Origin of the sequence: Micrococcus sp. M4NT, assembly GCF_033790745.1 — a bacterium.
Taxonomy (GTDB): domain Bacteria; phylum Actinomycetota; class Actinomycetes; order Actinomycetales; family Micrococcaceae; genus Micrococcus.
Genome location: NZ_JAMYEH010000007.1, coordinates 1 through 24,448 on the forward strand (window position 1 = coordinate 1; position 24,448 = coordinate 24,448).

Below are 24,448 nucleotides of genomic sequence, written 5' to 3' on the forward strand. Positions count from 1 at the left end.
GGGGTGGGGTGGGAGGGATTCACGGCTGTTCCTCGTCTCGGCTGCGCAGGTTCAGGGCCACGTCTGTGTCCTCCGGGGCGGGCCGCTCGCGGCCGCGCAGGTCCGCGAGGGTCCACGCGAGGCGAAGCACCCGGGCGTGGCCGCGAGCGCTGAGCTCGCCCCGGTCCACGGCCGCGTCGGCCGGCTCCCGGGCGACGGCGGGCACCGCGAACGGTCCGTGTCGCAGCACGGGGGCGGGCACGCGGGCGTTGCGGCGCACGTGGGAGGCCACGAGGCCGCGCGCGCCGGCCTCCCTCCAGCGGGCGTCCTGGCGCTCCACGGCGGCGTGCACCCTGGCGGCCACGGTGACGGAGTCCTCCGCGGCAGGGGCTCCGGTGAGCTGGTGCGCGCTCACGGGGCGGACCGTCACCTGCAGGTCCACGCGGTCCAGCAGCGGACCGGAGAGCCGGTCGGCGTAGCGCCGGCGCTGGAGCACGGAGCACCGGCAGCGGCTGCCGTTGCCGCCGCCGAAGCCGCAGGGGCACGGGTTCGCGGCGAGGACGAGCTGGAAGCGGGCGGGGTAGGCGACCGTGCCGCGGGAGCGGTGGATCACCACCTCCCCCGACTCGAGGGGCTGGCGCAGGGACTCGAGCGTCCGGCGGTCGAACTCGGGGGCCTCGTCGAGGAAGAGCACGCCGCCGTGGGCCAGGGACACGGCGCCGGGCCGGGCCAGCCCGGCGCCGCCTCCCACGAGGGAGGCGGCCGAGGCCGAGTGGTGCGGGGCCTCGAACGGCGGGCGGCGGTCGAGGCCGCCCGCGTGGGCGCCGATGGCGCGCAAGGAGCGCAGGGCCGCGGTCTCGAGCGCCGTGCGGTCGTCCATGGGCGGGAGGATGCCGGGCAACCGCTCGGCGAGCATCGTCTTGCCCGCGCCGGGCGGGCCCATGAGGAGCAGGTGGTGTCCACCCGCGGCGGCCACCTCGAGGGCGAACCGCGCCTCGCCCTGACCGGCCACCTCCGCGAGGTCGGGCGCCGGAGTGCACCCGGGCCCGCGGGCCTCCGGGGAGGTGGAGCCCTCCTCTCCGCCGGATCTGGCGCGGCCGGCGCCGAGCACGTGCCCGTCCGGCTCGGGCGGGACATTCCCCTCGGGCGAGCCGCCGAAGGCTCGGATCACGTGGTGCAGGTGGGCGTAGCCCCGGACGCGGGCACCGGGGACGAGCTCGGCGTCGGCGACCGCCTCCTGCGCCACCACGATGTCCCGATGGCCGGCGTCCACCGCGGCGAGCACCATGGCCACGGTCTCCGGGGCCCGGTGCAGCGTTCCGTCCAAGCCGAGCTCCGCCAGGAACACGGGCCCGTCCACACCGCGCACCCGCCCGTCCGCGGCGTAGGCGGCGAGCACGATGGCGAGGTCGTGGCACGCGCCGCGCTTCTGCACGCCGGCCGGGAGCAGGTTCACGGTCAGGTGCCGGCGGGTCAGCGGCAGGCCGGCGTTGCGGGCGGCGGAGCGGATGCGGTCACGGCTCTCCTGCAGGGCCTGGTCCGGCAGTCCCAGCAGGGTGAAGCCGGGAAGGGACTGGGCGATGTCCGCCTCCACGTCCACCACGTCGCCGCGCAACCCGGCCAGGGAGATCGACCGCGTGCGACCGATACGGCTCACGGCCGCACGTCCGTGACGAGGTCGAAGCGGACGCCCCCGGTGCGCGGCACGAGGACGGCGACGGCATCCACGCGCCACGGAGCCGGATGCCGCCCCTCGCTGTGGGTCCGCACCCACTCGGCCATGAGGCGGTGCAGGCGCAGGAGCTTGCGCCGGTGGATGGCCTCGAGGGGATCGCCGAAAGCCAGCCCCGAGCGGGTCTTCACCTCCACGCCCACCCACCAGCCGGCGTGGTGGGCCACGATGTCCAGCTCGCCCGCCTCGCCGCGCCAGTTCCGCTCGGCGATGACATAGCCGCGCTCCGTGAGCCAGCGCGCGGCCGCGTCCTCCCCGAAGCGGCCCAGCGCCGTGTGCGCGCTGCTGCCCCGCCCCTGTGCGCCGCCGCCCGGCGGCGCCGTCTCCCCGGTCCTCGTCATGGTGACCACCTCCGCCACCAGGGTGCGGGAGGCGGAGGGGACCGCGCCGGGCCGCGGGCCTGCTGTGAGGGAGGGGACGCCTGTGCAGGAGCGGTGGGCCCGCGCCGGCCCCCGCGACTCAGCCCGGCAGCCGGCCGTCCTGCGGGACCTGGAGGTCCTCGGCGGGCAGCTCCTCGATGTTCACGTCCTTGAAGGTGAGCACCCGCACACGCTTGATGAACCGCGCGCTGCGGTACACGTCCCAGACCCAGGCGTCCTCGAGGACCAGCTCGAAGAACACGTCGCCGTCGGCCTGGTGCGGCGTGAGGGTGACGCCGTTGGCGAGATAGAAGCGGCGCTCCGTCTCCACCACGTAGCGGAAGAGGCCCACGACGTCCCGGTACTCGCGGTAGAGCGTGAGCTCCGCCTCGGCCTCGAAGTCCTCCACATCGTCCGCGCTCATGGCAGGACCTCCTCAATGCTCGGCAGGGCATCCGGGCGGCCGTGCGGGCCGGACGGATGCAGACCCGTCCATCCTGCCTCGCGCCGGGACTCGCGTCGAACGCGGCGAGCCCGGTCGACGCCCGCGGGCTCAGTCGAACAGCGTGGGGGCGGGGTCGCCGTCGGGCAGGCCGAGGTTCCACGAGCGCCGGTGGTGCGCGGTGGCGCCGAGCCGCTGCAGCGCGGCGCGGTGGGCGGCCGCGCCGTAGCCCTTGTTGCCCGACCAGCCGTAGGCGGGGTGCTCGGCGTGGAGCATGATCATGGTGTCGTCGCGGCCGACCTTGGCCGCGATCGAGGCCGCCGCCACGGTCGCGGACTGGTCCTCCGCGCGGACCACCATGCGGGGCACGGGCGGCACCGGGGCGGGTGCGTCGACGGGGGCACCGCGCGTGAGCCAGTCGTCCCGGCCGTCCAGGATCAGGGCGACCGGCTCGGCGTCGAGCGCGGAGCACAGCCCGGCCCACGCCCGGTGCCCGGCGAGGCTGAGGGCCGCGCTGAGCCCCAGGGCGTCGATCTCGGCGGGGCTCGCCTCGCCGAGGCTCACGCCCGCGGCCCACGCGGTGATCTCGGGGACGAGCGCGCGGCGCCGCCGATCGCTCAGTGCCTTGGAGTCCCGCACCGCGGGGATCGTCCCGGAGGCCGGGGCCAACGCGGCGCACGCCCCGACGACGACGGGCCCGGCCAGCGCGCCCCGGCCCACCTCGTCCATGCCGGCCACGAGCCAGGGGCCTGCGGGGGCGGAGGTGGACCCGTCCCCGGCGACCTCGGCCGCCAGCGCGACCTCGAGGTGCAGCCCGGCGCGCACCGCCGTGCGCGGCGAGCTCCCCGCACGCTGTGCGGCGGGGCTCATGCCTGCCGTCCCGGCTCGGGGACGTCCGCGAACGGCGCCGGGTCCGAGCCCGCCGGGCCGATCCGCTCGAGGGGCCACACGATCGCGACGGCGCGCCCCACGACGTCGTCCGCGGCGACGAACCCTCCGCCCGGGCCGTCCCGGTGGTAGCGCGAGTCGGCAGAGGCCTGCCGGTTGTCGCCGAGCACCCACAGCTGCCCGGCGGGCACGGTGACCTCGAACGGGACCTCGGAGGCCGCCACGCCCGGCGCCAGGTAGGGCTCCTCCACGGGCTCCCCGTTGACGCTGACGTGCTCGTCCCCGGGCTGCCAGGCGACCGTGTCCCCCGGCAGGCCCACCACGCGCTTGGCCACGTGCGACCGGGCGTCCTCAGGGGCGAGCCCCACGAAGCGCGCCGCCTCGCCCAGCGGGTCGTCCGGGCCGGCGGCCGGGGGCAGCCAGCCCTTCGTGTCGCGGAACACGACGACGTCGCCGCGCTCGAGGGGGGACGCGTCAGGCACGCGCAGGTCCACGGCCACGCGGTCCCCCTGCTCGAGCGTGGGCGCCATCGAGCCCGAGGGGATGAAGAACATGCGCAGCACGAACGTCTTGACCAGCAGGAGCGCGCCCAGGGTCAGGAGCACGACGAGGAACACCCGGCGTGTCAAGGGGCCCCACCGCGGGCGCCGGGAGGGGCGGGTCTCGGCGCGATGCGCGCCCGCGCCGGAGGGCACGGCCGGGACGGGCTCGGGCGCGGCCGGATCGGCACGCGGCGGGACGGGCTCACCCATGCGCGGCCTCCCCCGGAGCAGCGGCGCCGTCCACGGGGCCGCGGCGGTCCAGCGGCCACACGACCTCCTCGGCCGTGCCGAGCACCGAGTCGAGGGGGATGAGCCCCCCGCCGGGGGCGCCGAGGAGGGCACGGGAGTCGCGGGAGTCCGCGCGGTTGTCGCCGAGCACGACCATCCGGCCCGCCGGCACCTCGAAGCGCCACGGACGCTCCGAGGCCGGCTCGGCGGCGGTGACGGCACGCCCGAGGTAGGGCTCGTCGAGCGGAGTGCCGTTCACCGTGAGGCGGCCGTCGGCGGCGCAGCACTGCACCGTGTCCCCGGGCAGGCCGGCGACGCGCTTGACAAACACGTCCTCCCTCGCGGCCGTGCCCCACCACTGGGCCACGTCCTCGAGGCCGGCCTCGAGCGAGCCGCGGGAGCGGTACGGCGCCAGGCTGCCGCCGCCGTCGAACACCACCACGTCCCCGCGCTCCAGGCCCGCCCCGCCGGCCGCGGACGCGTCGATCCGCACCCGGTCGCCCGGCAGCAGGGACGGCTCCATCGAGGCGGACGGAATGAGCAGCACGGCACCGGCCACGGCGCGCAGCACGGCGGCCAGCACGACGCCGGCCACCACGGTGAGCGCGACCCAGGGCCACCAGCCGGCCGCCCCGGCGGCGTCCGCGGACCGGGCATCCCGGGCGGCCGGCGCGCCGGATCCGGACGCGCGGGAGCCCCGCGACCGAGACGGGTCACGGGGCTCCGGATGCGACATGGGTGTGCTCAGGCCGCGCGAACGCGGCCGGAGCGGATCACTTGACGTCGGCGCGCTTCTCGCGGATGCGGGCGGCCTTGCCGTGGCGGTCGCGCATGTAGTAGAGCTTCGCGCGGCGCACGTCGCCCTTGGTGACGAGCTCGATCTTGTCGATGACCGGGGAGTGCACCGGGAAGACGCGCTCCACGCCGACGCCGAAGGTCACCTTGCGGACGCGGAAGGTCTCGCGGACGCCGTCGCCCTGGCGGCCCATGACGTAGCCCTGGAAGACCTGCACGCGGGCGGTCTTACCCTCGATGATGTTGACGTGGACCTTGACGGTGTCGCCGGGGCCGAACTCCGGGATGTCGGTGCGCAGCGTGGACTTGTCGAAGGAATCAAGGATGTGCATGTTCATCTCTCCTGGTGGACGCCACAGGTCATCCACGTGGTACTCGGGTCTGCGGCTGTCCGCCGCGCGTCGCGCGGTCGGGATGCCGGATCCCGTGAGCCTGGTCCGGGCGCGCCTGTTGGGCTCCCGGTGGTCCTGCCGTCGACGTCCGCCCCCTGTGGCAGGTCGGGCGTCCGGTGGACCGACAGTCGATTATGCCACAGCCGGGCTCAGCGCTCGGAACCGTCCGGGCCCGGCGCCGTGAACGCGCCCCACAGGTCCGGGCGGCGGTCCCGCGTCCGCTCCTCCTGCTGGGAGCGGCGCCACGCGGCCACCTTGCCGTGGTCGCCCGAGAGCAGCACGGGGGGCACCTCACGGTCCCGCCACACCGAGGGCTTCGTGTACACGGGATACTCGAGCAGCCCGTCCTCATGGGACTCCTCGACGAGGGACTCCGGGTTGCCCACCACGCCCGGCACGAGCCGCCCGATGGCCTCGATCATGGCCAGCGCGGCCACCTCTCCGCCGTTGAGGACGTAGTCGCCCAGAGAGACCAGGCGGACCTCGAAGCGCTCCTCGGCCCAGCCGAACACCCGCTCGTCGATGCCCTCGTAGCGCCCGCACGCGAAGGACACGTGCTCCCGCCGGGCGAGCTCGCGGGCGGTGGCCTGCGTGAACGGGCGGCCGGACGGGGTGGGGACGACGAGGACGGGGCGCTCCCCCACCGCGGGTGCGGGGCTCGCCGCGGCCACGTGCTCAAGGGCCAGCGCCCACGGCTCGGCCTTCATCACCATGCCGGCACCGCCGCCGTAGGGGGTGTCGTCCACCGTGCGGTGCCGGTCGAACGTGAAGTCGCGCAGGTCGTGGACGTGCACGTCCACGAGGCCCTCGCGGCGCGCCTTCCCCAGGAGGGAGACGTCCAGGACGGCCAGGTACTCGGGGAAGATCGTGACGACGTCGAAGCGCACGGGCGGCTCAGCGCTCCTCGTCCGCGGCGGCCGGCGCGGCCGCGGCATCGTCGCCCAGCGCGAGCTCGAGGAGCCCGGGCGGCGGGGTGAGCGTGAGGGTGCCTGCCTCGAGGTCGACCTCGGGGACGATCTCCTCGACGAAGGGCACGAGCGCCTCGGCGTCCGCGTCGTCGAGGGCCACCTGGAGCAGGTCCTGCGCTTCTCCGGTGATCAGTCCCGTCACCACGCCCACGCGGGCGCCGTCCACGAGCACGGCGAGGTCCACGAGGTCGTCCTCGTACCACTCGTCCGACTGCTCGGCCTCCAGGGGCGCGGCGAAGAGCTGGAGGCCGCGCCACGCCTCGGCCGTGTTCCGGTCCGGGCACTCCTCGAAGGCGACGACGAGGATCTGCTTGTTCCACCGGGCCCTGACCACCGTGAGACGCGCGGGCATGCCGGCGCCGGCGCCGCGCACCTCGAGGACCTCGCCGGGGGCGAAGCGGGCGTCCGGGTCGTCCGTGAAGACCTGGACCGTCACCTCGCCGCGGATGCCGTGGGGCTTGCCGATCCGGGCGACGCGGACCAGGGCGTCCTCGGCGGGCGTGACGGGGGTGGGGCTCATGCGGTGTCCTTCGCGGTGGCGCGGCGTCGGCCGCTCAGCGAGGCAGCTGTGGGCCCACCGGGAGGTGGGCCAGGTAGCTGACGCCGCTGATGTTGTACGGGAACGAGATCCCCATGATTTCACGGATGCCGGTGTGCATGCCCCAGGCGACCGCGACGATGTCGGCGGGATCCACGGCCACGGAGTCGACGGCCAGGTCGGCACGGCCGAGGCGCGTGAGCAGCGCGAGGTCGTCGAGCAGCTCCCGGGCCCGTGTGGCCTCGGCCGCCAGCTCGCCCGCCGTCGTCCGCCACTGCGCCGCGGTGCCCCCGGGGCTGCGCAGGCCCGCCTCGAGCATCGCGGAGGAGGTCCGCAGTGTCAGGGTGATGTCCTGCGCGAAGGAGCGTTCCCGCGCGAGGGCGCGATCGGCCCGGCGCAGCAGCCGGTTGACGCCCTTCGCCAGCGCCGCGTACTCGTCCGAGCCCTCCTCCGGGAGGCGGGGCACCCCGCGTCCCCGTGCCGCACGGCGCACCGCCGGGTCACGGTGCTCGGCCACGACGACGTGGCGGACCTGGGACACAGCTTCAACGCGATGCTGGACCGTCTCGAAGACTCCTTCGCGTCCCAGCGGCGCCTCCTCGACGACGTCGGGCACGAGATGCGCACACCGCTCACCATCGTGCAGGGCCACCTCGAGGTCATGGACCCCGAGGACCCCGACGACGTGCGGGAGAGCACGCGCCTGACTCTGGGCGAGCTCGCGCTCATGGGCCGGCTCGTCGACGACCTGCTCACCCTCGCCAAGGCGGAGCGCCCGGACTTCCTGCGTCCCGCGCCCACCGACGTGGCCGAGCTGACCGAGGCGGTGCTCGAACGGGCCCGCGCCCTCGGTGACCGGCAGTGGAGCCTGGACGCCGCCGCCCCCGTGAGCGCGCACGTGGACGGACAGCGTCTGACGCAGGCGTGGCTGCAGCTGGCCGCGAACGCCGTGCGCTACTCGGAGCCCGGCACGCCCGTGGGCATCGGCTCCGCGGTGCGGGCAGGCATGCTGCGGCTGTGGGTGCAGGACGCGGGCGTGGGCGTGCGCCCCGAGGACCGCGACGTGATCTTCGAGCGATTCGGCCGCGGCGCCCACGGCCGGCGGACGGAGGGATCCGGCCTGGGCCTCGCGATCGTCCGCACGATCGTGGAGGGCCACGGCGGCCGGATCACCGTGGACCCCGCGCCCCGCCGGGGGTCCGTCTTCACCATGTGCCTGCCCCTGGAGGGCACGCCCCCGCCGAGACCGGCGGGCGGCATTGACGACCGAGAGGACCGCCCATGATCCCCCTGCTGCTGATCGAGGACGAGGAGCGGATCGCCGGCTTCGTCACCAAGGGCTTCGCCGCGGAGGGGTACGCCGTGACGACGGCGGGCACCGGCGCCGAGGGCATCGCCCTTGCCATGACGGGCGCGTTCGACCTCGTGATCCTCGACCTGGGGCTCCCCGACGTCGACGGCTTCGAGGTCCTGTCCCGGATCCGCGCCCAGGACGGGGAGCTGCCGGTCATCATCCTCACGGCGCACTCCTCGGCGGAGGACACCGTGGAGGGACTCAGCTCCGGGGCGGACGACTACATGCCCAAGCCCTTCCGGTTCGCCGAGCTCCTCGCCCGCGTGCGCCTGCGCCTGCGTCCCGGCACTCCCGCTCCCGCGCCCGTGGACGCCGTGCTCCGGCACGGCGACCTGGAGCTGGACCCGGCCGCCCACCTACTCACCCTGAGCGGGGAGCCGGTGAACCTCTCGGCCCGGGAGTTCGCCCTGGCCGAGGAGTTCCTGCGCCATCCGGGCCAGGTGCTCAGCCGGGAGCAGCTCCTCGACGGCGTGTGGGGAGCTGACTTCGAGTCCGGATCGAACGTCGTGGACGTGTACGTGCGGTACCTGCGGACCAAGATCGGGGCGTCCCGGATCCTCACGGTGCGCGGCCTCGGCTACCGCCTCGCCACCGTGCAGGAGTCAGCCGGCTGACACGACGGCCCCGGACGCGACGATCCCCGCAGCTCCTGCACGGCAGGGGCTGCGGGGATCGTGGTGCCGGGTGGACCCGGCGGAGTGGTCAGCGGGCGCGGTCCGTCTCCACGACGTCCACGCGGACCGGGTGTCCGGCCAGGCCGTCCAGCACGGTGCGCAGCGCGGTGGCGGTGCGGCCCTGACGGCCGATCACGCGACCGAGGTCCTCCGGGGCCACACGGACCTCCAGCATGTCACCGCGGCGCTGGGCACGCGCGTCCACCCGGACGGCGTCCGGCGTGTCCACGATGCCTCGCACCAGGTGCTCGAGGGCCTCGGTCAGCATGGTCACTCGGACTTCTCGGCGTCCTCGGCCGGGGCCTCGGCCTCCGCGGCAGGAGCCTCGGCCGGGGCCTCAGCCTCGGCCGGGGCCGCCTCCTTCTTGGGCTCCTCGGGGATGATGACCGAGCCCTTGGAGGGGGCCACGAAGGCCTCCTTCTCAGCCTTGGTCCGCAGGGTGCCCTCGGCGCCGGCCTCGCCCTTGAACTTCTGCCAGTCACCGGTGATCTTCAGGAGGGCGGCGACCTGCTCGGTGGGCTGTGCGCCCACGGAGAGCCAGTACTGCGCGCGCTCCGAGTCGACCTCGATGAACGAGGGCTCCTCGGTGGGGTGGTACTTGCCGATCTCCTCGATCGCACGGCCGTCACGGCGGGTGCGGGAGTCGGCGACGACGATGCGGTAGTACGGGGCGCGGATCTTGCCGAACCGCTTCAGACGAATCTTGACAGCCACGTGTGTGGTCACTCCTTGGTAGAGATCAGGGGGCCGCGATCGGTTCTCCGCGTGGGGGCAGCGGGGCATGCGACCGGGCTAAACGGAACGGAGCGCGCGGAGGATAGAGGGTCGTCCGGGCTCACGCTCAGTACCGGGCCATTCTGCCAGACTCCCCCGGCTCGCGCACCTCGACGCGCGAGGAAGACGACGACGGCCGCGCCGGGCGCCGTCGTCGTCGACCCGGGGCTCAGCGGTCCTTGAGGTACTTCTCGAAGCCGGCGGGCAGGTTCAGGCTCGACGGGTCGAAGTTCTCGAGGTCCATGCCGCCGGCGCCCTGGCCGAACATGGAGCCCGCGCCGGCCTGCGCGGAACGCGCCTGGCGCTCCTCGAGGGCCTTGCGCTCGGCCGCGGCCTTGGCCGGATTGCCGGACTTCACCCTGTTCTTGGCGTTCTTGCCCTTGGCCTTGCGAGAGGTGCCGCCGTGGCCCATGCCGGGCATGCCCGGCAGGCCGCCGCCCGAGGCCATCTTCTTCATCATCTTCTGCGCCTCGGCGAAGCGCTCCAGGAGGGCGTTCACCTCGGAGACCTGGGATCCGGAGCCGCGGGCGATGCGCGCGCGGCGCGAGCCGTTGATGATCTTCGGGGCCACGCGCTCGTGCGGGGTCATCGAGTGGATGATCGCCTCCACGCGGCCGATGGAGGACTCGTCGAACTGCTCGAGCTGCTGCCGCATGCCCTGGGCGCCCGGCATCATCATGAGCATCTTCTTCAGCGAGCCCATCTTCTTGAGCTGCTGCATCTGCTGCAGGAAGTCGTCGAGGGTGAAGTCCTCCTGGTCCGCGAACTTCTTGGCCATCTTCTCGGCCTCGGCGCGGTCCCAGTTCTGCTCGGCCTGCTCGATGAGCGACATGACGTCGCCCATGTCGAGGATGCGGGAGGCCATGCGGTCCGGGTGGAAGACCTCGAAGTCCTTCAGCCCCTCGCCCGTGGAGGCGAACATGATGGGCTGACCGGTCACCTGGCGGACCGACAGCGCGGCGCCGCCGCGGGCATCGCCGTCGAGCTTGGTGAGGACCACGCCGGTGAAGCCGACGCCCTCGTTGAAGGCCTGTGCGGTGGCCACGGCGTCCTGGCCGATCATCGCGTCGATGACGAAGAGGACCTCGTCCGGCTGCACGGCGGCGCGGATGTCCGCGGCCTGGCGCATGAGCTCGGCGTCCACGCCGAGGCGGCCGGCGGTGTCGATGATGACCACGTCGTGGTACTTGGCGTTGGCCTCGGCCACGCCCTCCCGGGCCACCTGCACGGGGTCGCCCGTGGCGGCCTCGAACTCGGAGGAGACGCCCGGGTGCGGGGCGTACACGGGCACGCCGGCGCGCTGGCCGCCCACCTGGAGCTGCTTCACCGCGTTGGGGCGCTGCAGGTCGCACGCCACGAGGAGCGGGGTGTGGCCCTGGGACTTGAGCAGATGCGCGAGCTTGCCCGCGAGGGTGGTCTTGCCGGCGCCCTGCAGGCCCACGAGCATGATCACGGTGGTGCCGGTCTTGGCGTGCCGGATGCGGCGGGTCTCCCCGCCCAGGATGGTCACGAGCTCCTCGTTGACGATCTTCACGATCTGCTGGCCCGGGTTCAGCGCCTGGGCCACCTCGGAGCCGAGGGCGCGCTCCTTCACCTGGGAGATGAACTGGCGCACCACGGGGACGGCGACGTCGGCGTCGAGGAGGGCGCGCCGGATCTCGCGCGCGGTGGCGTCGATGTCCGCCTCGGTCAGCCGCCCCTTGCCCTTGAGGTTGCGGAACGTGGCGGCGAGGCGGTCGGACAGGGAGGTGAACACGGCGGGTGGGATCCTTCGCAGGCGTCAGGGGTGTCGGCGTCGTGAAGACCGCCGGGCGACGCCGTCATCCGACGACGTCGCCCGGCAAGCCTAGCAACCGTGGCCGCTCAGCCCGCTGACCGCTCCCCGGCGTGGGCGAGCGCGTCGGCCGGGACGGGCACGGCGCCGAAGCCCACGTCGTAGGCGGTCTCGGAGTGCAGCGTGACGTCCACGCCCCGCTCCTCGTCCTCGGCGCTCACGCGCAGGCCGAGGGTGGCCCGCAGCGCGAGGGCGATCACGGCGGTCACGACCGCCGTGAACACCACGGCCACCACGACGGCGACCGCCTGGGTGAGCAGCAGGGACGCGTCACCCCCGTAGAAGAGGCCCGCGGGTCCTTCAGAGGGCAGGGCGAAGAAGCCGATCAGCACGGTGCCGAGGATGCCCGCGGTGAGGTGGACGCCGACCACGTCGAGCGAGTCGTCGAAGCCGAGCCGGTACTTGAGGTTGACGGCGAGCGCGGACGCCGCGCCGGAGACGAGGCCGATCACGATCGCGCCGACGGGGCTCACGTACGCGCAGGCCGGGGTGATGGCCACGAGCCCGGACACGATGCCGGAGGCCGTGCCGATCGAGGTCGGGCGGCCGCGGCGCAGCCACTCGACGACGATCCACCCGAGCATGCCGGCCGAGCCGGCGGCCAGGGTGGTGATCCACACGAGCCCGAGCTGGTGCTCGCCCTGGGCGGCGCCGCCGTTGAAGCCGAACCAGCCGAACCACAGGATTGCGGCGCCCAGCATCACGAAGGGCACGTTGTGCGGGCGGTGCGCCGGGTCCACGCCGAAGCCCTTCCGCTTGCCCATGGACAGCGCCAGCACGAGCGCGGCCACGCCGGCGCTGATGTGCACCACGAGGCCGCCGGCGAAGTCGAGGGCCTCCCCGAGGCGAGAGCCGATCGCGCCCTCCTCGGAGAGCAGCCCGCCGCCCCACACCATGTAGGCGAGCGGCGCATAGACGAGGCTGACCCACACGGGCACGAACACGCACCACGTGGCGAAGCGCGCCCGGTCGGCCACGGCGCCGGAGATGAGGGCCACCGCGATGACGGCGAAGGTGGCCGCGTAGGCCGCGGGGATCAGGTTCCCCTCGGCCATCGCATCGCTCAGGCCGAGGTCGGAGAGGGGGTTGCCCACGAGTCCCAGCCAGCCCGGCTCATGGGTCATGCCGTAGCCCCACAGGACCCAGACGACGCCGATGAGCCCCATCGAGACGAAGGACATCATCATCATGTTGAGGGCGGACTTCGCGCGCGTCATGCCGCCGTAGAAGAGCGCCAGACCCGGCGTCATCAAGAGGACGAGGCCCGCGCTCGTGACGGTCCATACCGTTCCGGCATCCAGGGTGGTCGGGTCGTTCATCGCTGCACCTTCCGGTCGGGCCCCCGGACGGCAGAGCGGCGACCGATGCCCGGAGGCGTCGTCGCCCGGCCCTGTCGGGCCGATGCCGTGATCCTAGGCGCAGGGGCGGCGCACCGCCCGACCCTGCCGTTTTGTGACGCCACACACGCCTCTGTGACGCCACGCATGCCCGGCCGAACGGCGACGGGGCCCGGACCGCGCGTGCGGTCCGGGCCCCGTCCTCGGGCGGCGCTGCTCAGTCGGCGAGCAGCGCGTCCACGAAGCCTTCGGCGGTGAAGGGCGCGAGGTCGTCCGCGCCCTCACCCAGGCCGATCAGCTTGACCGGCACGCCGAGCGTGCGCTGGATCGCCACGACGATGCCGCCCTTGGCGGTGCCGTCCAGCTTGGTGAGCACGATGCCGGTGACGTCCACGACCTCGGCGAACACCTTCGCTTGGGTGAGGCCGTTCTGGCCCGTGGTGGCGTCCAGGACGAGGAGGACCTCGTCCACGGCGGCCTGCTTCTCGATGACGCGCTTGATCTTGCCGAGCTCGTCCATGAGGTTGGCCTTGTTCTGCAGGCGGCCCGCGGTGTCCACCAGGACGCAGTCCACCTCCTGCTCGATGCCCGTCTTCACGGCCTCGAAGGCGACGGAGGCGGGGTCCGCGCCCTCGACGTCGGACTTGACGGTCTCCACGCCCACGCGGGCGCCCCACGTGGCGAGCTGCTCGGCGGCGGCGGCGCGGAAGGTGTCGGCCGCGCCGAGCACCACGGTGCGGTCCTCGGCCACGAGCACGCGGGCCAGCTTGCCCACGGTGGTGGTCTTGCCGACACCGTTGACGCCCACGACCATGGTCACGGCGGGGAGGTCGTTCTTGCGGGTGGCGGCGATGCGGCGGTCCAGCGAGGGATCGAGCATGGCCACGAGCTCCTCGCGCAGCAGGCCGCGCAGCTCCTGCGGGTCACGGGTGCCGGCCACGGTCACGCGGGCCTTGAGACGGTCCACGAGCTCCATGGTGGCGTCCGTGCCGAGGTCCGCCATGAGCAGCGTCTCCTCGATCTCGTCCCACACGTCGTCGTCGATGCGGTCCTGGGACAGCAGGGCGAGGAGGGACTTGCCGAAGACGTTGTTGGACTTCAGCAGGCGCGCCCGCAGGCGGGCCAGGCGCGTGCCGGCGGCCTCGGGGCGCTCGAGCTGGCGCGTGGTCTCCGGCTCGACCTCGACCGGCGCGGTCTCAACCGGGGCGGCCTCGACGACCGGAGGCGCGGCGTGCTTGGGCGCCGGGGCCTCGGGCTCGGCGAGCTCCGGCTCCGCCACGGGGGCATCGAGCACGGCGGTGGACCCCGAGGCCTGGACTCCCGGCGCGGGGTCGTCCGCATCACGCAGGCCCGGATAGGCGCCCTTCGGCGGCGCGGGGCGACGATCGAGGAATCCGACGAGGACGGTGCCCACCAGCAGGGCGATCACGACTGAGATGATGAGGGCGATTTCCACGAGGCCAGTCTGTCACAGGGGCGTGGGATGATGACGGGCATGCCGCCCTCCCGTGACCGCCGACCGTCCCGACCACCGCTCCCCCGGGACGTCAAGGTGCTGGTCGCGGCGGCGTTCGTGATCGCCATCGGGTTCGGCATCATCGCCCCGCTCCTGCCGCAGTACGCGAGCTCCTTCAACGCGTCCGCGACGGCCGTGGCCGCCGTCGTCTCCGCGTTCGGGCTGACGCGGCTCCTGTTCGCCCCGCTCTCCGGACGCCTGACGAACCGCCTCGGCGAGACGCCCGTGTACATGACCGGTGTGCTGATCGTGGCCGCGTCCATGTTCCTCATCGCCTTCGCGCAGACGTTCGAGCAGCTGCTGCTCTTCCGCGCCCTCGGCGGCGTCGGATCCACGCTGTTCACGGTGTCCGCCATGGCGTTCCTGGCGGCGAAGTCACCGCCGACGATGCGCGGGCGCGTCTCCGGTGCGTACGCCTCCGCCTTCCTGATCGGCAACATCGTGGGGCCGATCGTGGGCTCCGCCCTGGCGGTCTTCGGCTTCCGTGCGCCGTTCCTGATCTACGGCACGTCGCTGGTGATCGCCGCGGGGATGGTGTTCGTCCTGCTGCGGGACACGCGGCGCGCGGACCGCGGCACCGGCGATCCCCGCCCGACGATGCCCCTGAAGGAGGCGTTCGGCCTGCCGTCCTACCGCGCGGCGCTCGCCTCGTTCTTCGCGAACGGCTGGGCCACGTTCGGCGTGCGCAACTCGGTGATGCCGCTGTTCGCCGGCACCGCGTTCGCGGGCACGGCGCTGCTGGGGTGGCCGGTGGACGGGGCCTTCATGGCCGGACTCGCCCTCTCCGTGTTCGCGCTGGGCAACGTGGTCGCCGTGACCTTCTCCTCGCGACTCTCCGACGTGCACGGCCGCAAGCCGCTGATCCTCACCGGCCTGCTCACCATGGCCGCCACCACCGGCGTGATCGGGTGGATGCAGTCGCCCCTGCTGTTCCTGGTCGCGTGCCTGCTCTCCGGAGCCGGCACCGGCGTGCTCAACGCCCCGCAGCAGGCCGCCATCGCGGACATGGTGGGCCAGGGCCGCAAGGCCGGGCCGGTGATGTCCGCGGCGCAGATGTCCGCGGACCTCGGTGCGATCGCCGGTCCGCTGCTGGCCGGCCTCGTGGTGGACCACGCCGGCTACGGCTGGGCGTTCGTGCTCACCGGCGGTGTGATCCTGCTCGGTGCGCTGGCCTGGACCCGCGCCCCCGAGACCAACGTGCCGGTCGCCCCGGGCGGACCGCGCACGGGCTCGCTGCCCACGATCATCCCGCCGGACGTGACTCCGGCGCCGCGCGAGGACGGGTGAAGTCGGGGGCACATCAGTCGGCGATGACGCCGGACGGTCGTCGGCCGCCGGTCCACCGCACGGCCACCCGCTCAACGCCCGCACGCGCTTCGGCTAGCAGTCGTTCCGCGACCTCGTCCGCGCCGTTGGACCGATGTCGGGTGTAGCGGGCGTAGTTGCCTGTGACGACCTCGGGGTTCCCGTCCATCGTCAAGATCCCCTGCTCAATCCAGATGACCCGCGAGCACATCTGTTTGAGGGTGGTGAGTGAATGGCTGACAAGGAATACGGACCCTGCCCGAGCTCGCAGTTCATCGATACGATCACGCGTGCGGGCCCGGAACTGGGCATCGCCGGTATTCAACGCCTCGTCGATAAGCAGAATGTCCGGATCGACGGAAGTGGCGATGGCGAATTGCAGACGAGACGCCATGCCCGACGAATATGCCTTTAACGGCAACTGGAGCGCCTGGTCGTCCAGTCCCGCGAGACGGACAACATCGTCGCGCTTCTCTGCCGCCTCCGCCGTGGTCATGCCCATGGCGAGGCACCCGAGACGGATGTTGTCCTCCCCGGAGATCTGACGGACGAGGGCCGCGTTGACCCCTAGCATCACCGGTGTGCTGGTGGCGTAGACCCGGCCGGTCGTCGGATGGATCTCGCCGGTGATGAGCTTCATGAAGGTCGACTTGCCCGAGCCGTTGGTGCCGATGATTCCGACGGACTCACCACGCTCCACAATGAGAGACAACGGAGCCAGCGCCTGAACCTGATCCGTGCGGACGCCTCGGACCCCGCGCAGCATCCCGCCGATGCCGGCTCGACGCGCGCCGGTGTCGGACGACCGAACCGTGTACGTCATGCCCGCCTCGTCCAAGACGACGGCGGGATCGAGTGGACGTGACCCGCTCATCGTTCCTCCCCGTAGGTCTCTTCGGCACGCCAGAACACCACGAGACCGACGACTGCGACGAGCGCGGCCCAGCCAGCCAGCACCAGCCAACGATGAGGTTCGGCGTCCTGACCGTACAACAGCGACTGGCGAGCGATGTCCAGCACGCAGTACAGGGGGTTCAGATGCATCGCCGTCTGCACGATCGGCTGTGCATCGAAGCGCTCGACACTGAAGAACACGGCGGACAGGTAGAGCCAGATGCGCATCCCGAACGCGATCAGGTTCGCCAGATCCGGCCAGTGGGCCACGAAGCGGGCCAGTACAAGCGAAAGGCCGACGTTGAAGAGCGTTTGGAGGGCGAGCAGGGGCACCAAGAGGAGCCAACGCCACGTGAAGACTTCCAGCGGCGGGATGGCCAGGATGAGGACGACCATCACGGCCAGCGTCGGAACGAACTCGAGCAGAGCCCGCAGATTGGTCGCGAGAACGAGGGTCGCCCGCGGGAAACGGAAGGCCCGCACCAACGTCAGGTTGGAGCTGACCGCCTTCGACCCGGCCGTGATCGCCTGCGAGGAGTAACGGAAGAAGAAGACCCCGATGATGAGGTAGGCGATGAAGTTCGGAATGCCCCGGCCGGTGCCCAGGAGAACACCGAAGACGAGGAAGTAGGCACCGCCGTCGAGGATCGGGTTGAGCACCATCCATAGCCGGCCCAGAGTGTTGACGGCGTTGGCCCCGGAGATGCGCGAGCGCGAGTCGAACAGGATGAAGGAGCGGTAGCGGAAGAGTGAGAGGACATAGTCGCGCAACGAAGGCCGCGCGCCCACGACGCCCAGGGGCGCCGCGTCGACGACCACCGTGTTCATCGGGCCGGACGCGGCCATGCCGGTTCCGCTCATGACAGGCACCTCCATGCGACGACCAGCTGGCTGGGGTGGACCCTTGCCGCCCGCGATACAGGGACGGCTTCCAGCGGTGCCGAGACCTCGTCGCGGCACCGTAGAAGTATACTCGCCGGGGACCGGCATCCCGCCGCACGGGGCCGGTTTCCGTCATCCCTCGAGGTCAGGAGAATCCCGCCGTGAAGGTCATGCCCATCTACGGAACCCGCCCGGAGGCCATCAAGGTGGCCCCCATCGTCAAGGCGCTGCAGGCCGACGAGCGGTTCGAGTGCGTGGTGACCGTCACCGGGCAGCACCGCGAGATGCTGGACCAGGTCAACGAGCTGTTCGGCATCGTCCCGGACCACGACCTGAACATCATCCAGCCCCGCCAGACCCTCAACGGCGTGTTCGCCCGCACCCTCGACGGGCTCGACGCCGTCCTCGAGCAGGAGCGGCCGGACGCCGTCGTCGTCCAGGGCGACACGACGACCTCGACGGCGGGCGCCGTCGCCGCCTTCAACCGCGGCATCCCCGTGGTCCATGCCGAGGCGGGCCTGCGCAGCTTCGACATCCTCTCCCCGTTCCCGGAGGAGGCCAACCGCAAGATCACCAGCCAGATCTCGGCGCTGCACCTGCCCCCGACCACCGTGAGCCGGGACAACCTGCTGCGCGAGGCCGTGGCCGCGGAGGACGTCTACGTCACGGGCAACACCGTGATCGACGCGCTGCTGGAGGCCGTCGGCCACCAGGTGCCGTTCGAGGACGAGCGTCTGGCCGAGCTGGAGGCGTCCGGCCGTCGCGTCGTCCTGGTGACGACCCACCGGCGCGAGAACCAGGGCGACGCGATGCGCGGCGTCGGGCGCGCCCTGGCCCGCCTGGCCGCGGACCACCCGGAGGTCACCTTCGTGCTGCCGGCGCACCGCAACCCAGTGGTGCGCGAGGCGATCCTGCCCGAGATCGAGGGGCGCGAGAACGTGCTCGTGACCGAGCCCCTGGCCTACGGCGAGTTCACCCACCTGCTGTCCGTGGCCACCGTCGTCCTCACGGACTCCGGCGGCGTCCAGGAGGAGGCCCCGTCCCTCGGCAAGCCCGTCCTCGTGATGCGTGAGAACACCGAGCGTCCCGAAGCCGTGACCGCCGGCACCGTGCGCCTGATCGGCACGGACGAGGAGGTCGTGGTCACCGAGGTCACCCGTCTGCTGACGGACGAGGCCGCGTACACCGCGATGTCCCAGGCGGTGAACCCCTACGGCGACGGCCGCGCGGCAGAGCGCACGGTCTCGGCGATCGCAGAGCTGCTCGGCGTGGGTGAGCGGCTGCCGGCCTTCGACGGAGCCTGAGCGGCCCGCGCGTTCCCGAGGCGGGCTCAACGCGTCTCGGGGACCCCCAGCATGCGCATCGCTAGGCGGACCCTGTCACCAGGTCTCAGCACATGCTCTTCGCCGCTCCGGACTCCCCAGGGAGCCGTGGACACGGCGACCTGCGACGGCACGATGCGCACGTCGTGAAGGCGCTGGACGTCGTCCGGATGGGCGGTGACCACCGCGTCGACGCGCCGAGCCTGGGCGATCCCCGCCGAGTCCAGACCCTCGTGACCGAGGTCGACGATCGCGAGCGGGGTCGCATGGCGGCGCACATGTGTGATGAAGGCACCCAAGGGTCCGGTGTTCCCCTCGGACGCGCGCCACGCGTTGCGGGGATGCAAGACCTGCGCGTCGAGGAGGGCCACGTCCAGTCGGGGCACTGTCTGCTCTCGCCATCGACCGAGCGAGAGGTTCACGGGCTCGCCCCACGACCGGCCCACGAGATCCCCGAGGGAGCGCCCGATAACGCCCACCCGGCGGGGACGGTCGAGATCTGCCATGCCGATGAACGTCTCGAAGGGCACCGGTAGTCGCTCGGCGGGCCCGGCCCCGATGAGCCGAGTGGCGGAAGCGGCAGCCAGTAACGCTAGGCGTCCTTGAGGTGTAGGCGCGTCCGGCAAGGCGCGCATCCGCATCAACAAATCGCGGGCCGCTGGCTCGCTGGTGAGGTCCCATACGAAGGGGATCCCGAGCCACCCAGCGACGGCGCCGCCCGCTAGCGCCAGCATCTCATCGCCGATCACGGTGAGGGCTGTCGCCCGGTTCTGAGCCCCGATACGGAAGGCCTGATCGACCAGTCGGTCAAACTCTGCGTTCACGTCGTCGAGGATGTCGCCGCGTCCGACCGCGATGTCCCCGCTCCTCGTAACGTACGTTCCGGCCGGTCCCTCCGTGAGGGTCAGGGAACGCGCGGAGTCTGCACCGGCCGCCAGCGGGAGGAGCGGGGGGACGCATGGCGCCGACGGAACGAGCCGGTGTGCCCGTTGCGCCAAGGCCGAGTACCCATTCACGTGCGCGGCGAGACGACGCACGTCCTCCGGTTGTGCCCATGCCGGGCGCGACTCTTCTTGGGCCACGGCGGCGGCCTGCTCGACACGCCCGTCCCGAAGTAGGCGGCCGACGCGGTTCCAGTCGGCCCGCCCCGCGAGTGCGGTGGCCACGGGCCGGGCCCGCTGGAGGTGTTCCGGGGAGGGCGGCCCACCCGGCCTTTCCCCATGCAGGATCAGGCGGAGCCAGTGATCGACGACAGCCCCTGCTTCGTAGCGGGTCGCGAACTCGATGGCAGATCGAGCAGCAGAGTCATAGGCGTCCCGGTCGCCCGCGGTCCGGTGGATGCGGTCCGCTGCGGACGCGGCGTCTGTCACGAGGCTCTCGGGCGGGAAGATCTCGTCCGATCCCTCACGGCGCCACACGACGGGGACGGCGCCTGAGGCCATGCCTTCGGCCGGGGCGAGGTGGAAGGTCTCACGGGTGCTGGGGGACAGCATCCAGCCGATGTTCCGGAACCAGTTGCCCATGTCCGGTCCGAAGTCGTCGAACACCACGGCCCGGCGGAGCCGGGGATTGGAACGCAGCCGTTCGTAGTTGGCCAAGTATGTGTCGCGACGCAACGGGTGCCGCCACACGTACGGATAGTTCCACGGGTGCCGTCCGCGGAGGTGGAGTACGAAGCGGTCGTCCCGTCGCAGGAGTTCTTCAAGGAGATCGAGGGCACGATCCATGCGCTTGAGTTCGGGCACGTACCCAGCCAATCCCAGGTGGAACCGTGCGTCGGCCGTCTTGGGTCGGCGTAGCTCCGCCGACTGCACCGAATTCGGGATGACGGCTGTCTGCTCAACCCGCCACCCGGTCGTCACGACGGCGTCGGCACGGTAGAACTCCGAGGCGAAAACGACGGTGTGCACGCGGTCCATGACGATGTCGTGGATCAGCGGATTGCGCAGCTCGTACCCGTGCAGGTGCACGATGAGACGCTGGTGTTCTCGAATGTGCTGGCTTGCCCACACAGCATTGCGGCTGGCGAACTCGCAGATGACGACGTCCGCCCATGCCAAGAGCTCCGCGCTGTTCGGGGTGGGCCGATCACCGTTGGTCTTCCACTGGTCTACTCGCACCTCGGCGTCAGGGCGCAGGATCAGTGCCTCGACAAGGTCGCCAGCGAACTTGTAGTCAGCGCCGACGAACAGGACCTTCAATGGGGCGTTCGGATGGGCGGGAACGGTGGAGAGCGCCGGAACGTGGGGGGCGAAGGCCTGGGCCACCCGGTTGATGGGAGCGGCACCGAACGTCGTCCCGCCCGCGTGCTGGTCGGCCCAATCGAGGGCTGCGCTCAGATTGTCTCCGGGAAGCTGGCCGACCGGCCTTCCTGAGACCTGTGGGGGCACCGCTCCGGGTTCGGCCCACACCTGCGCGCCGACGGCGGCCGCCCACGCGAGCAGGTCCTCCGCACGACTGTCCTGGGGCGTCGACCATCGTGGCAGGACAGTGACGGTGCGGCGACCTGCCGCGACCCTCGACAGCTCGGCACCGCCGTCGATGAGGGACGCTCCGGGGATGCGGGCCAGATGCCGCTGCCCCGCTTCGGACCGCACGGCCACGCGGAGGTCACCGGGCGCGACGACGAGGACCTTGCGAACGTGCCGGCGTGCCCTGACGGCGTCCGAGTACTCGCGGAGAACGTGTGCCCCCTCAGAGCCCAGGAGTCCCGCATGGAGAACGAGGATCGCCTCTCCCGGCTCGTGCGGTCCCTCGACGCGGTTGCCTCCAAATGAGACCGCCTCGACCTCCTCGGCCGTGAATCTCGGCATCACCACGACCTTGCCGGCGGCGTTCCACAATGTGCTCTCGACGGCGGAGCGTGACGCCTCGTCGAAGACGACGACCCGACGCGACTCGGCGACCGCCCGTCCTACGCCCGCTGCGGACAAGCCACGGGGCATTAGCGGAATGCCCGGGTCCGTCTGGACGACGGTCCACACCTGGAACCTGTCCCAGCCTGCGGCTCGGAGCGCCGCAGCGGACTCCACGTCGACGGCGAGCAGGACGTCCACGTGAGCGGACGAGGTCCGGACGACCTCGGTGGTGGACACGACACCGGCACCGGCGGCCCGCAGCTGGGCGATGAGACCGGGCTCCCAATCCGGACGCTCGGCCACGGCGACGAGCCGGAAGGAGCGACCCGCGAGGGGACCTTCGGGCGTCGGTGCAGGGGTGTCAGCCTCACCCATGGAGTTCTCCTATCTGGTCGTCGTCTTCCCTCGGCATGAGGCCGGCGTGTCTCCGCAAGGCGGCGAGCAGCCGGCTCACCGGCGCGCCTTCGGTGTCCGGAAGCCACAGATCATGGTCCACCCGCAGCCCCGGCAGACGTGTCTGGTCTGCCGAGCCATCTGCCGGGGGGACCAGGTAGACCACTCCCCCTCGCTTCCGGATACGGACAGCGGTGGCGTGCAGGTCGAGCAAGACCCCGTGCCGATGGGGGCTGTCAGTACCGCTCCATGCGCCGCCCGCGAACGCGTCGAAATCGATGACCATCCGGTCGACGAGAGCGCGGCGGTCCTGCGCCTCCGTCATGCCCGGAGCACCACGCATCACCCGGTGGTGTTGCTCGATCTCTGCCGTCAGCGCGTCGCATGCCACGACGAGCACCGTCTCAGCGACGACGGCCCCGGACAGTGGGCCGGTGGTCTGGTCGTGGCCGGTGAGCGCCAAGGGGTCGACGCGGAACGTCGTCTCGTCGACCGGGGGCGTGCCGGCTCGTCCGACCACGTCCAGGAGCCGGTCGCGGTCGCTGTCATAGGCCCTGTGGGATCCTCGGCCCGTTGTCGTCATCTGCGTTCCTCCTGCTTCGCCTCGACGCGTTCCCAGAGGACGTCTCGCGCTGCGGCCGGATCCCCGAGGGGGGTCTGGAGCGCCGTCGGCATGGTGCTGAGCATGCTGCCGTCCTCGACCAGGGCCCACACCTCCGCTTGGGATCCGCGGTAGTCACTCCATTTGGACGGGAGGAACGGATTCCTAGTATGGCGTGACCCGGACTGGGCGTCATTGACGACGAGGTAGTCGAATTGGCGGGTGACTGCGAGGAAGTCCAGGTACGGCAAAGAGGCGTTGAAACGGACGAGGTGCTCCATGCCGTGGGCGCCCACACCGTCTTGAGCCCGACGTACGAGGGCGTCGAACTGGGCCTTGGAGAAGCCTGGTGGGCGTGTGGCCAGGCCGCCCTCCGGGACGAAGTTGGTGAACACGTGCAGCCGGATCCGGTCGCGGATGTGCTGAGGGAGCATGGCCATGGCGAGGGTGATGTCAGTGATGCCCCGCGTCACGTAGAACTCACCAAAATAGGCCACATTGACCATAGTGGGATCCACTTCGTACGTGACGGGACGGGCATCGTAGTACTCCGGCGGCAGTGTCGGGTGATGCGACACCTCGGCCCGCCCCTGCACACGCTCTCGCAGCGCTGGACTGTAGATGTGGTCCAGCATCTCGGCCATCTGGTGTTCGTTCGTGAACAGAATGCTGTCGGCGAGTGCGTACGGGAGGATCTCGGCTAGTCCGAAGATCGAGAAGTGCTCGTCAGGGATGCGTCCGAAGTCGGCTTCGACGGGCGCGGTGAGTCGTGCAAGCATCGGGTCGGAACGGTCGAGCAGGTCACCGCGCCGCTTCCCCTGGACGTCCAGGGACAGGGGGTCGGAGAACTCCGCTGTCCATATCAGTTCCGGGTGGGCCTCGTGGATCAGTGCCCCCGCATAGTGCGACGGGGCCCAATTCGCTCGCGTGTACAGGCGCTCGTACCGGGCGCCGGCGGCGATCCAGGCATCAGCTTGGTCCCTGGCCTGTGCGGCGAAGTCGGCGAAAGCGTGCCAGGACGCCCAGGAGGGGCGCATTTCGAGATACCGCCGGCGTGCCAGATAGGGCCGAGAGATCATGCCGATCGTCGGGTCGACCTTCTTGTGGTGGAGGAACGAGCACGCGATGACGTCGCTCGTGTGCCCGAAGACGCGGAGCCGCTTGGAGGCCACGCTGGACCCGGTGTCGGCGAACGGTTGGAAATTGTAGAGGACGCTCAGTGTCGATGCAGGCGCCCGGAGACGGTCCCACGGCACCGCCCACCCTGAGGGGTCGACGGTCAACCGGTCGAACAACTCCCGCCGGTACGACTCGTCCGACCCCGCGATCTGCTCAAGCGCGGACGCGACGAGGTCAACCACCTGGTCGAGGAGGCGCGCGGCGTCCTTCTCGCCCGCTATGGCGGCACGCACCACGGTCAGAAGCGTCCCCGCGTCGGCTGCGGGGTCTCCTGCAGGACACCACGTGGTGGTGCCAGTGTCTCCGGCACCGCTCGCGATGATCCGCACCGAGCCATCAGCCAGCAGACCCACGCGTTCAACGAGGAGGGATACCTCGTCGATGGTGTCGAGGGTCGACGGCCAGTCTCCGGCCAGGAGGTCCAGCGCCGACGCCACACCCTCCGCGCCGACGCTGAGGCCCGTGCGCGGAGTCCCAGCAGGCCCGGACAGAGGCAGATGAACGAACGTCACCGCATCGGGTCGTGCGCTCACGCCTGCCGGCCCCCACGAGGGGCCTCGGCGAGGTGGGCGACCTCAGCACGCAGTACGGACAGCTCGTGGCACACACCGACGAGCGCCTCTGCCACCGCGATGGAGGAGTCCGAACGGTCGTCGGCGTCG

General features: G+C 71.9%; 24 protein-coding genes. 4 read left to right on the forward strand and 20 right to left on the reverse strand.

Annotation, left to right across the window (positions count from 1 at the left end; genetic code table 11):
* Window positions 1–19: 19 nt before the first annotated feature.
* The 10 genes from NJC10_RS05900 to NJC10_RS05945 all read right to left on the reverse strand — a co-directional run bounded on the left by NJC10_RS05900 (window position 20) and on the right by NJC10_RS05945 (window position 7,404).
* On the reverse strand, window positions 20–1,636 hold the full coding sequence (locus tag NJC10_RS05900; RefSeq protein WP_319075209.1) for a YifB family Mg chelatase-like AAA ATPase: 1,617 nt from the start codon (window positions 1,634–1,636) through the stop codon (window positions 20–22).
* Complete coding sequence (locus NJC10_RS05905; protein WP_319075211.1) at window positions 1,633–2,052, reverse strand: YraN family protein; 420 nt, start codon at window positions 2,050–2,052, stop codon at window positions 1,633–1,635. The genes NJC10_RS05900 and NJC10_RS05905 overlap by 4 nt, the downstream gene beginning before the upstream one ends.
* Before the next feature lie 118 nt (window positions 2,053–2,170).
* The gene (locus NJC10_RS05910) at window positions 2,171–2,494 is read right to left on the reverse strand and encodes a DUF2469 domain-containing protein (protein WP_298713260.1); all 324 of its coding nucleotides are present in this window, start codon (window positions 2,492–2,494) and stop codon (window positions 2,171–2,173) included.
* Window positions 2,495–2,623: 129 nt separating this feature from the next.
* Window positions 2,624–3,382, reverse strand: coding sequence for a ribonuclease HII (locus NJC10_RS05915; RefSeq protein ID WP_319075213.1), 759 nt, complete (start codon window positions 3,380–3,382; stop codon window positions 2,624–2,626).
* Window positions 3,379–4,152 (reverse strand): signal peptidase I, encoded by a 774-nt coding sequence (lepB, locus tag NJC10_RS05920; RefSeq protein WP_319075215.1) that lies wholly within the window; start codon window positions 4,150–4,152, stop codon window positions 3,379–3,381. The genes NJC10_RS05915 and lepB (NJC10_RS05920) overlap by 4 nt, the downstream gene beginning before the upstream one ends.
* The gene (lepB, locus tag NJC10_RS05925) at window positions 4,145–4,906 is read right to left on the reverse strand and encodes a signal peptidase I (RefSeq protein ID WP_319075217.1); all 762 of its coding nucleotides are present in this window, start codon (window positions 4,904–4,906) and stop codon (window positions 4,145–4,147) included. The genes lepB (NJC10_RS05920) and lepB (NJC10_RS05925) overlap by 8 nt, the downstream gene beginning before the upstream one ends.
* A gap of 37 nt (window positions 4,907–4,943) precedes the next feature.
* Window positions 4,944–5,297: a 50S ribosomal protein L19 gene (gene rplS / locus NJC10_RS05930; protein WP_248115058.1), complete on the reverse strand. Its 354-nt coding sequence runs from the start codon at window positions 5,295–5,297 to the stop codon at window positions 4,944–4,946.
* A gap of 209 nt (window positions 5,298–5,506) precedes the next feature.
* A complete protein-coding gene (gene trmD, locus NJC10_RS05935) occupies window positions 5,507–6,244 on the reverse strand; it encodes a tRNA (guanosine(37)-N1)-methyltransferase TrmD (RefSeq protein WP_298713253.1) in 738 nt (245 codons plus the stop codon).
* 7 nt (window positions 6,245–6,251) lie between these two features.
* Window positions 6,252–6,845, reverse strand: coding sequence for a ribosome maturation factor RimM (rimM, locus tag NJC10_RS05940; RefSeq protein ID WP_319075218.1), 594 nt, complete (start codon window positions 6,843–6,845; stop codon window positions 6,252–6,254).
* A 34-nt stretch (window positions 6,846–6,879) separates the two neighbouring features.
* The gene (locus NJC10_RS05945; RefSeq protein ID WP_319075219.1) at window positions 6,880–7,404 is read right to left on the reverse strand and encodes a hypothetical protein; all 525 of its coding nucleotides are present in this window, start codon (window positions 7,402–7,404) and stop codon (window positions 6,880–6,882) included.
* 12 nt (window positions 7,405–7,416) lie between these two features.
* On the opposite strand from NJC10_RS05945, the gene NJC10_RS05950 reads away from it, so the two are divergent.
* Window positions 7,417–8,148 (forward strand): HAMP domain-containing sensor histidine kinase, encoded by a 732-nt coding sequence (locus NJC10_RS05950; RefSeq protein WP_319075220.1) that lies wholly within the window; start codon window positions 7,417–7,419, stop codon window positions 8,146–8,148.
* Window positions 8,145–8,831, forward strand: coding sequence for a response regulator transcription factor (locus NJC10_RS05955; RefSeq protein WP_319075222.1), 687 nt, complete (start codon window positions 8,145–8,147; stop codon window positions 8,829–8,831). Before NJC10_RS05950 ends, NJC10_RS05955 begins: the two co-directional genes overlap by 4 nt.
* 88 nt (window positions 8,832–8,919) lie before the next feature.
* Here NJC10_RS05955 and NJC10_RS05960 read toward each other — a convergent pair whose 3' ends face one another.
* The 5 genes from NJC10_RS05960 to ftsY all read right to left on the reverse strand — a co-directional run bounded on the left by NJC10_RS05960 (window position 8,920) and on the right by ftsY (window position 14,292).
* Window positions 8,920–9,159 (reverse strand): RNA-binding protein, encoded by a 240-nt coding sequence (locus NJC10_RS05960; RefSeq protein ID WP_248115313.1) that lies wholly within the window; start codon window positions 9,157–9,159, stop codon window positions 8,920–8,922.
* 2 nt (window positions 9,160–9,161) lie between these two features.
* Complete coding sequence (gene rpsP, locus NJC10_RS05965) at window positions 9,162–9,605, reverse strand: 30S ribosomal protein S16 (protein ID WP_319075224.1); 444 nt, start codon at window positions 9,603–9,605, stop codon at window positions 9,162–9,164.
* A 229-nt stretch (window positions 9,606–9,834) separates the two neighbouring features.
* The gene (gene ffh, locus NJC10_RS05970) at window positions 9,835–11,421 is read right to left on the reverse strand and encodes a signal recognition particle protein (RefSeq protein WP_319075226.1); all 1,587 of its coding nucleotides are present in this window, start codon (window positions 11,419–11,421) and stop codon (window positions 9,835–9,837) included.
* Between the two features lie 107 nt (window positions 11,422–11,528).
* Entirely contained in the window at window positions 11,529–12,818 is a 1,290-nt protein-coding gene (locus NJC10_RS05975) for an ammonium transporter (RefSeq protein ID WP_319075228.1), read from the reverse strand.
* 235 nt (window positions 12,819–13,053) lie between these two features.
* Window positions 13,054–14,292, reverse strand: coding sequence for a signal recognition particle-docking protein FtsY (ftsY, locus tag NJC10_RS05980; protein ID WP_319075230.1), 1,239 nt, complete (start codon window positions 14,290–14,292; stop codon window positions 13,054–13,056).
* Window positions 14,293–14,331: 39 nt separating this feature from the next.
* Here ftsY and NJC10_RS05985 point away from each other — a divergent pair, with 39 nt between their 5' ends.
* Window positions 14,332–15,639: an MFS transporter gene (locus NJC10_RS05985; RefSeq protein ID WP_319075231.1), complete on the forward strand. Its 1,308-nt coding sequence runs from the start codon at window positions 14,332–14,334 to the stop codon at window positions 15,637–15,639.
* 13 nt (window positions 15,640–15,652) lie between these two features.
* Here the strand turns inward: NJC10_RS05985 and NJC10_RS05990 are convergent, their stop codons facing one another.
* Both NJC10_RS05990 and NJC10_RS05995 read right to left on the reverse strand, forming a co-directional pair.
* Window positions 15,653–16,480, reverse strand: coding sequence for an ABC transporter ATP-binding protein (locus tag NJC10_RS05990; RefSeq protein WP_319075232.1), 828 nt, complete (start codon window positions 16,478–16,480; stop codon window positions 15,653–15,655).
* A gap of 47 nt (window positions 16,481–16,527) precedes the next feature.
* Window positions 16,528–17,412, reverse strand: a complete 885-nt coding sequence (locus tag NJC10_RS05995) for an ABC transporter permease (RefSeq protein WP_319075233.1) — start codon at window positions 17,410–17,412, stop codon at window positions 16,528–16,530.
* 191 nt (window positions 17,413–17,603) lie between these two features.
* Here NJC10_RS05995 and wecB point away from each other — a divergent pair, with 191 nt between their 5' ends.
* Complete coding sequence (gene wecB / locus NJC10_RS06000) at window positions 17,604–18,737, forward strand: non-hydrolyzing UDP-N-acetylglucosamine 2-epimerase (RefSeq protein ID WP_254184808.1); 1,134 nt, start codon at window positions 17,604–17,606, stop codon at window positions 18,735–18,737.
* A 26-nt stretch (window positions 18,738–18,763) separates the two neighbouring features.
* Here wecB and NJC10_RS06005 read toward each other — a convergent pair whose 3' ends face one another.
* The 3 genes from NJC10_RS06005 to NJC10_RS06015 are packed head-to-tail and all read right to left on the reverse strand — an operon-like array spanning window position 18,764 to window position 24,319.
* Window positions 18,764–21,988: a hypothetical protein gene (locus NJC10_RS06005; protein ID WP_319075234.1), complete on the reverse strand. Its 3,225-nt coding sequence runs from the start codon at window positions 21,986–21,988 to the stop codon at window positions 18,764–18,766.
* Window positions 21,981–22,589 carry a hypothetical protein gene (locus NJC10_RS06010; RefSeq protein WP_319075235.1) on the reverse strand — a complete coding sequence of 203 codons (609 nt, stop codon included), beginning with the start codon at window positions 22,587–22,589 and terminating at the stop codon, window positions 21,981–21,983. The genes NJC10_RS06005 and NJC10_RS06010 overlap by 8 nt, the downstream gene beginning before the upstream one ends.
* Window positions 22,586–24,319 carry a hypothetical protein gene (locus tag NJC10_RS06015; protein ID WP_319075237.1) on the reverse strand — a complete coding sequence of 578 codons (1,734 nt, stop codon included), beginning with the start codon at window positions 24,317–24,319 and terminating at the stop codon, window positions 22,586–22,588. The genes NJC10_RS06010 and NJC10_RS06015 overlap by 4 nt, the downstream gene beginning before the upstream one ends.
* Window positions 24,320–24,448 lie beyond the last annotated feature (129 nt).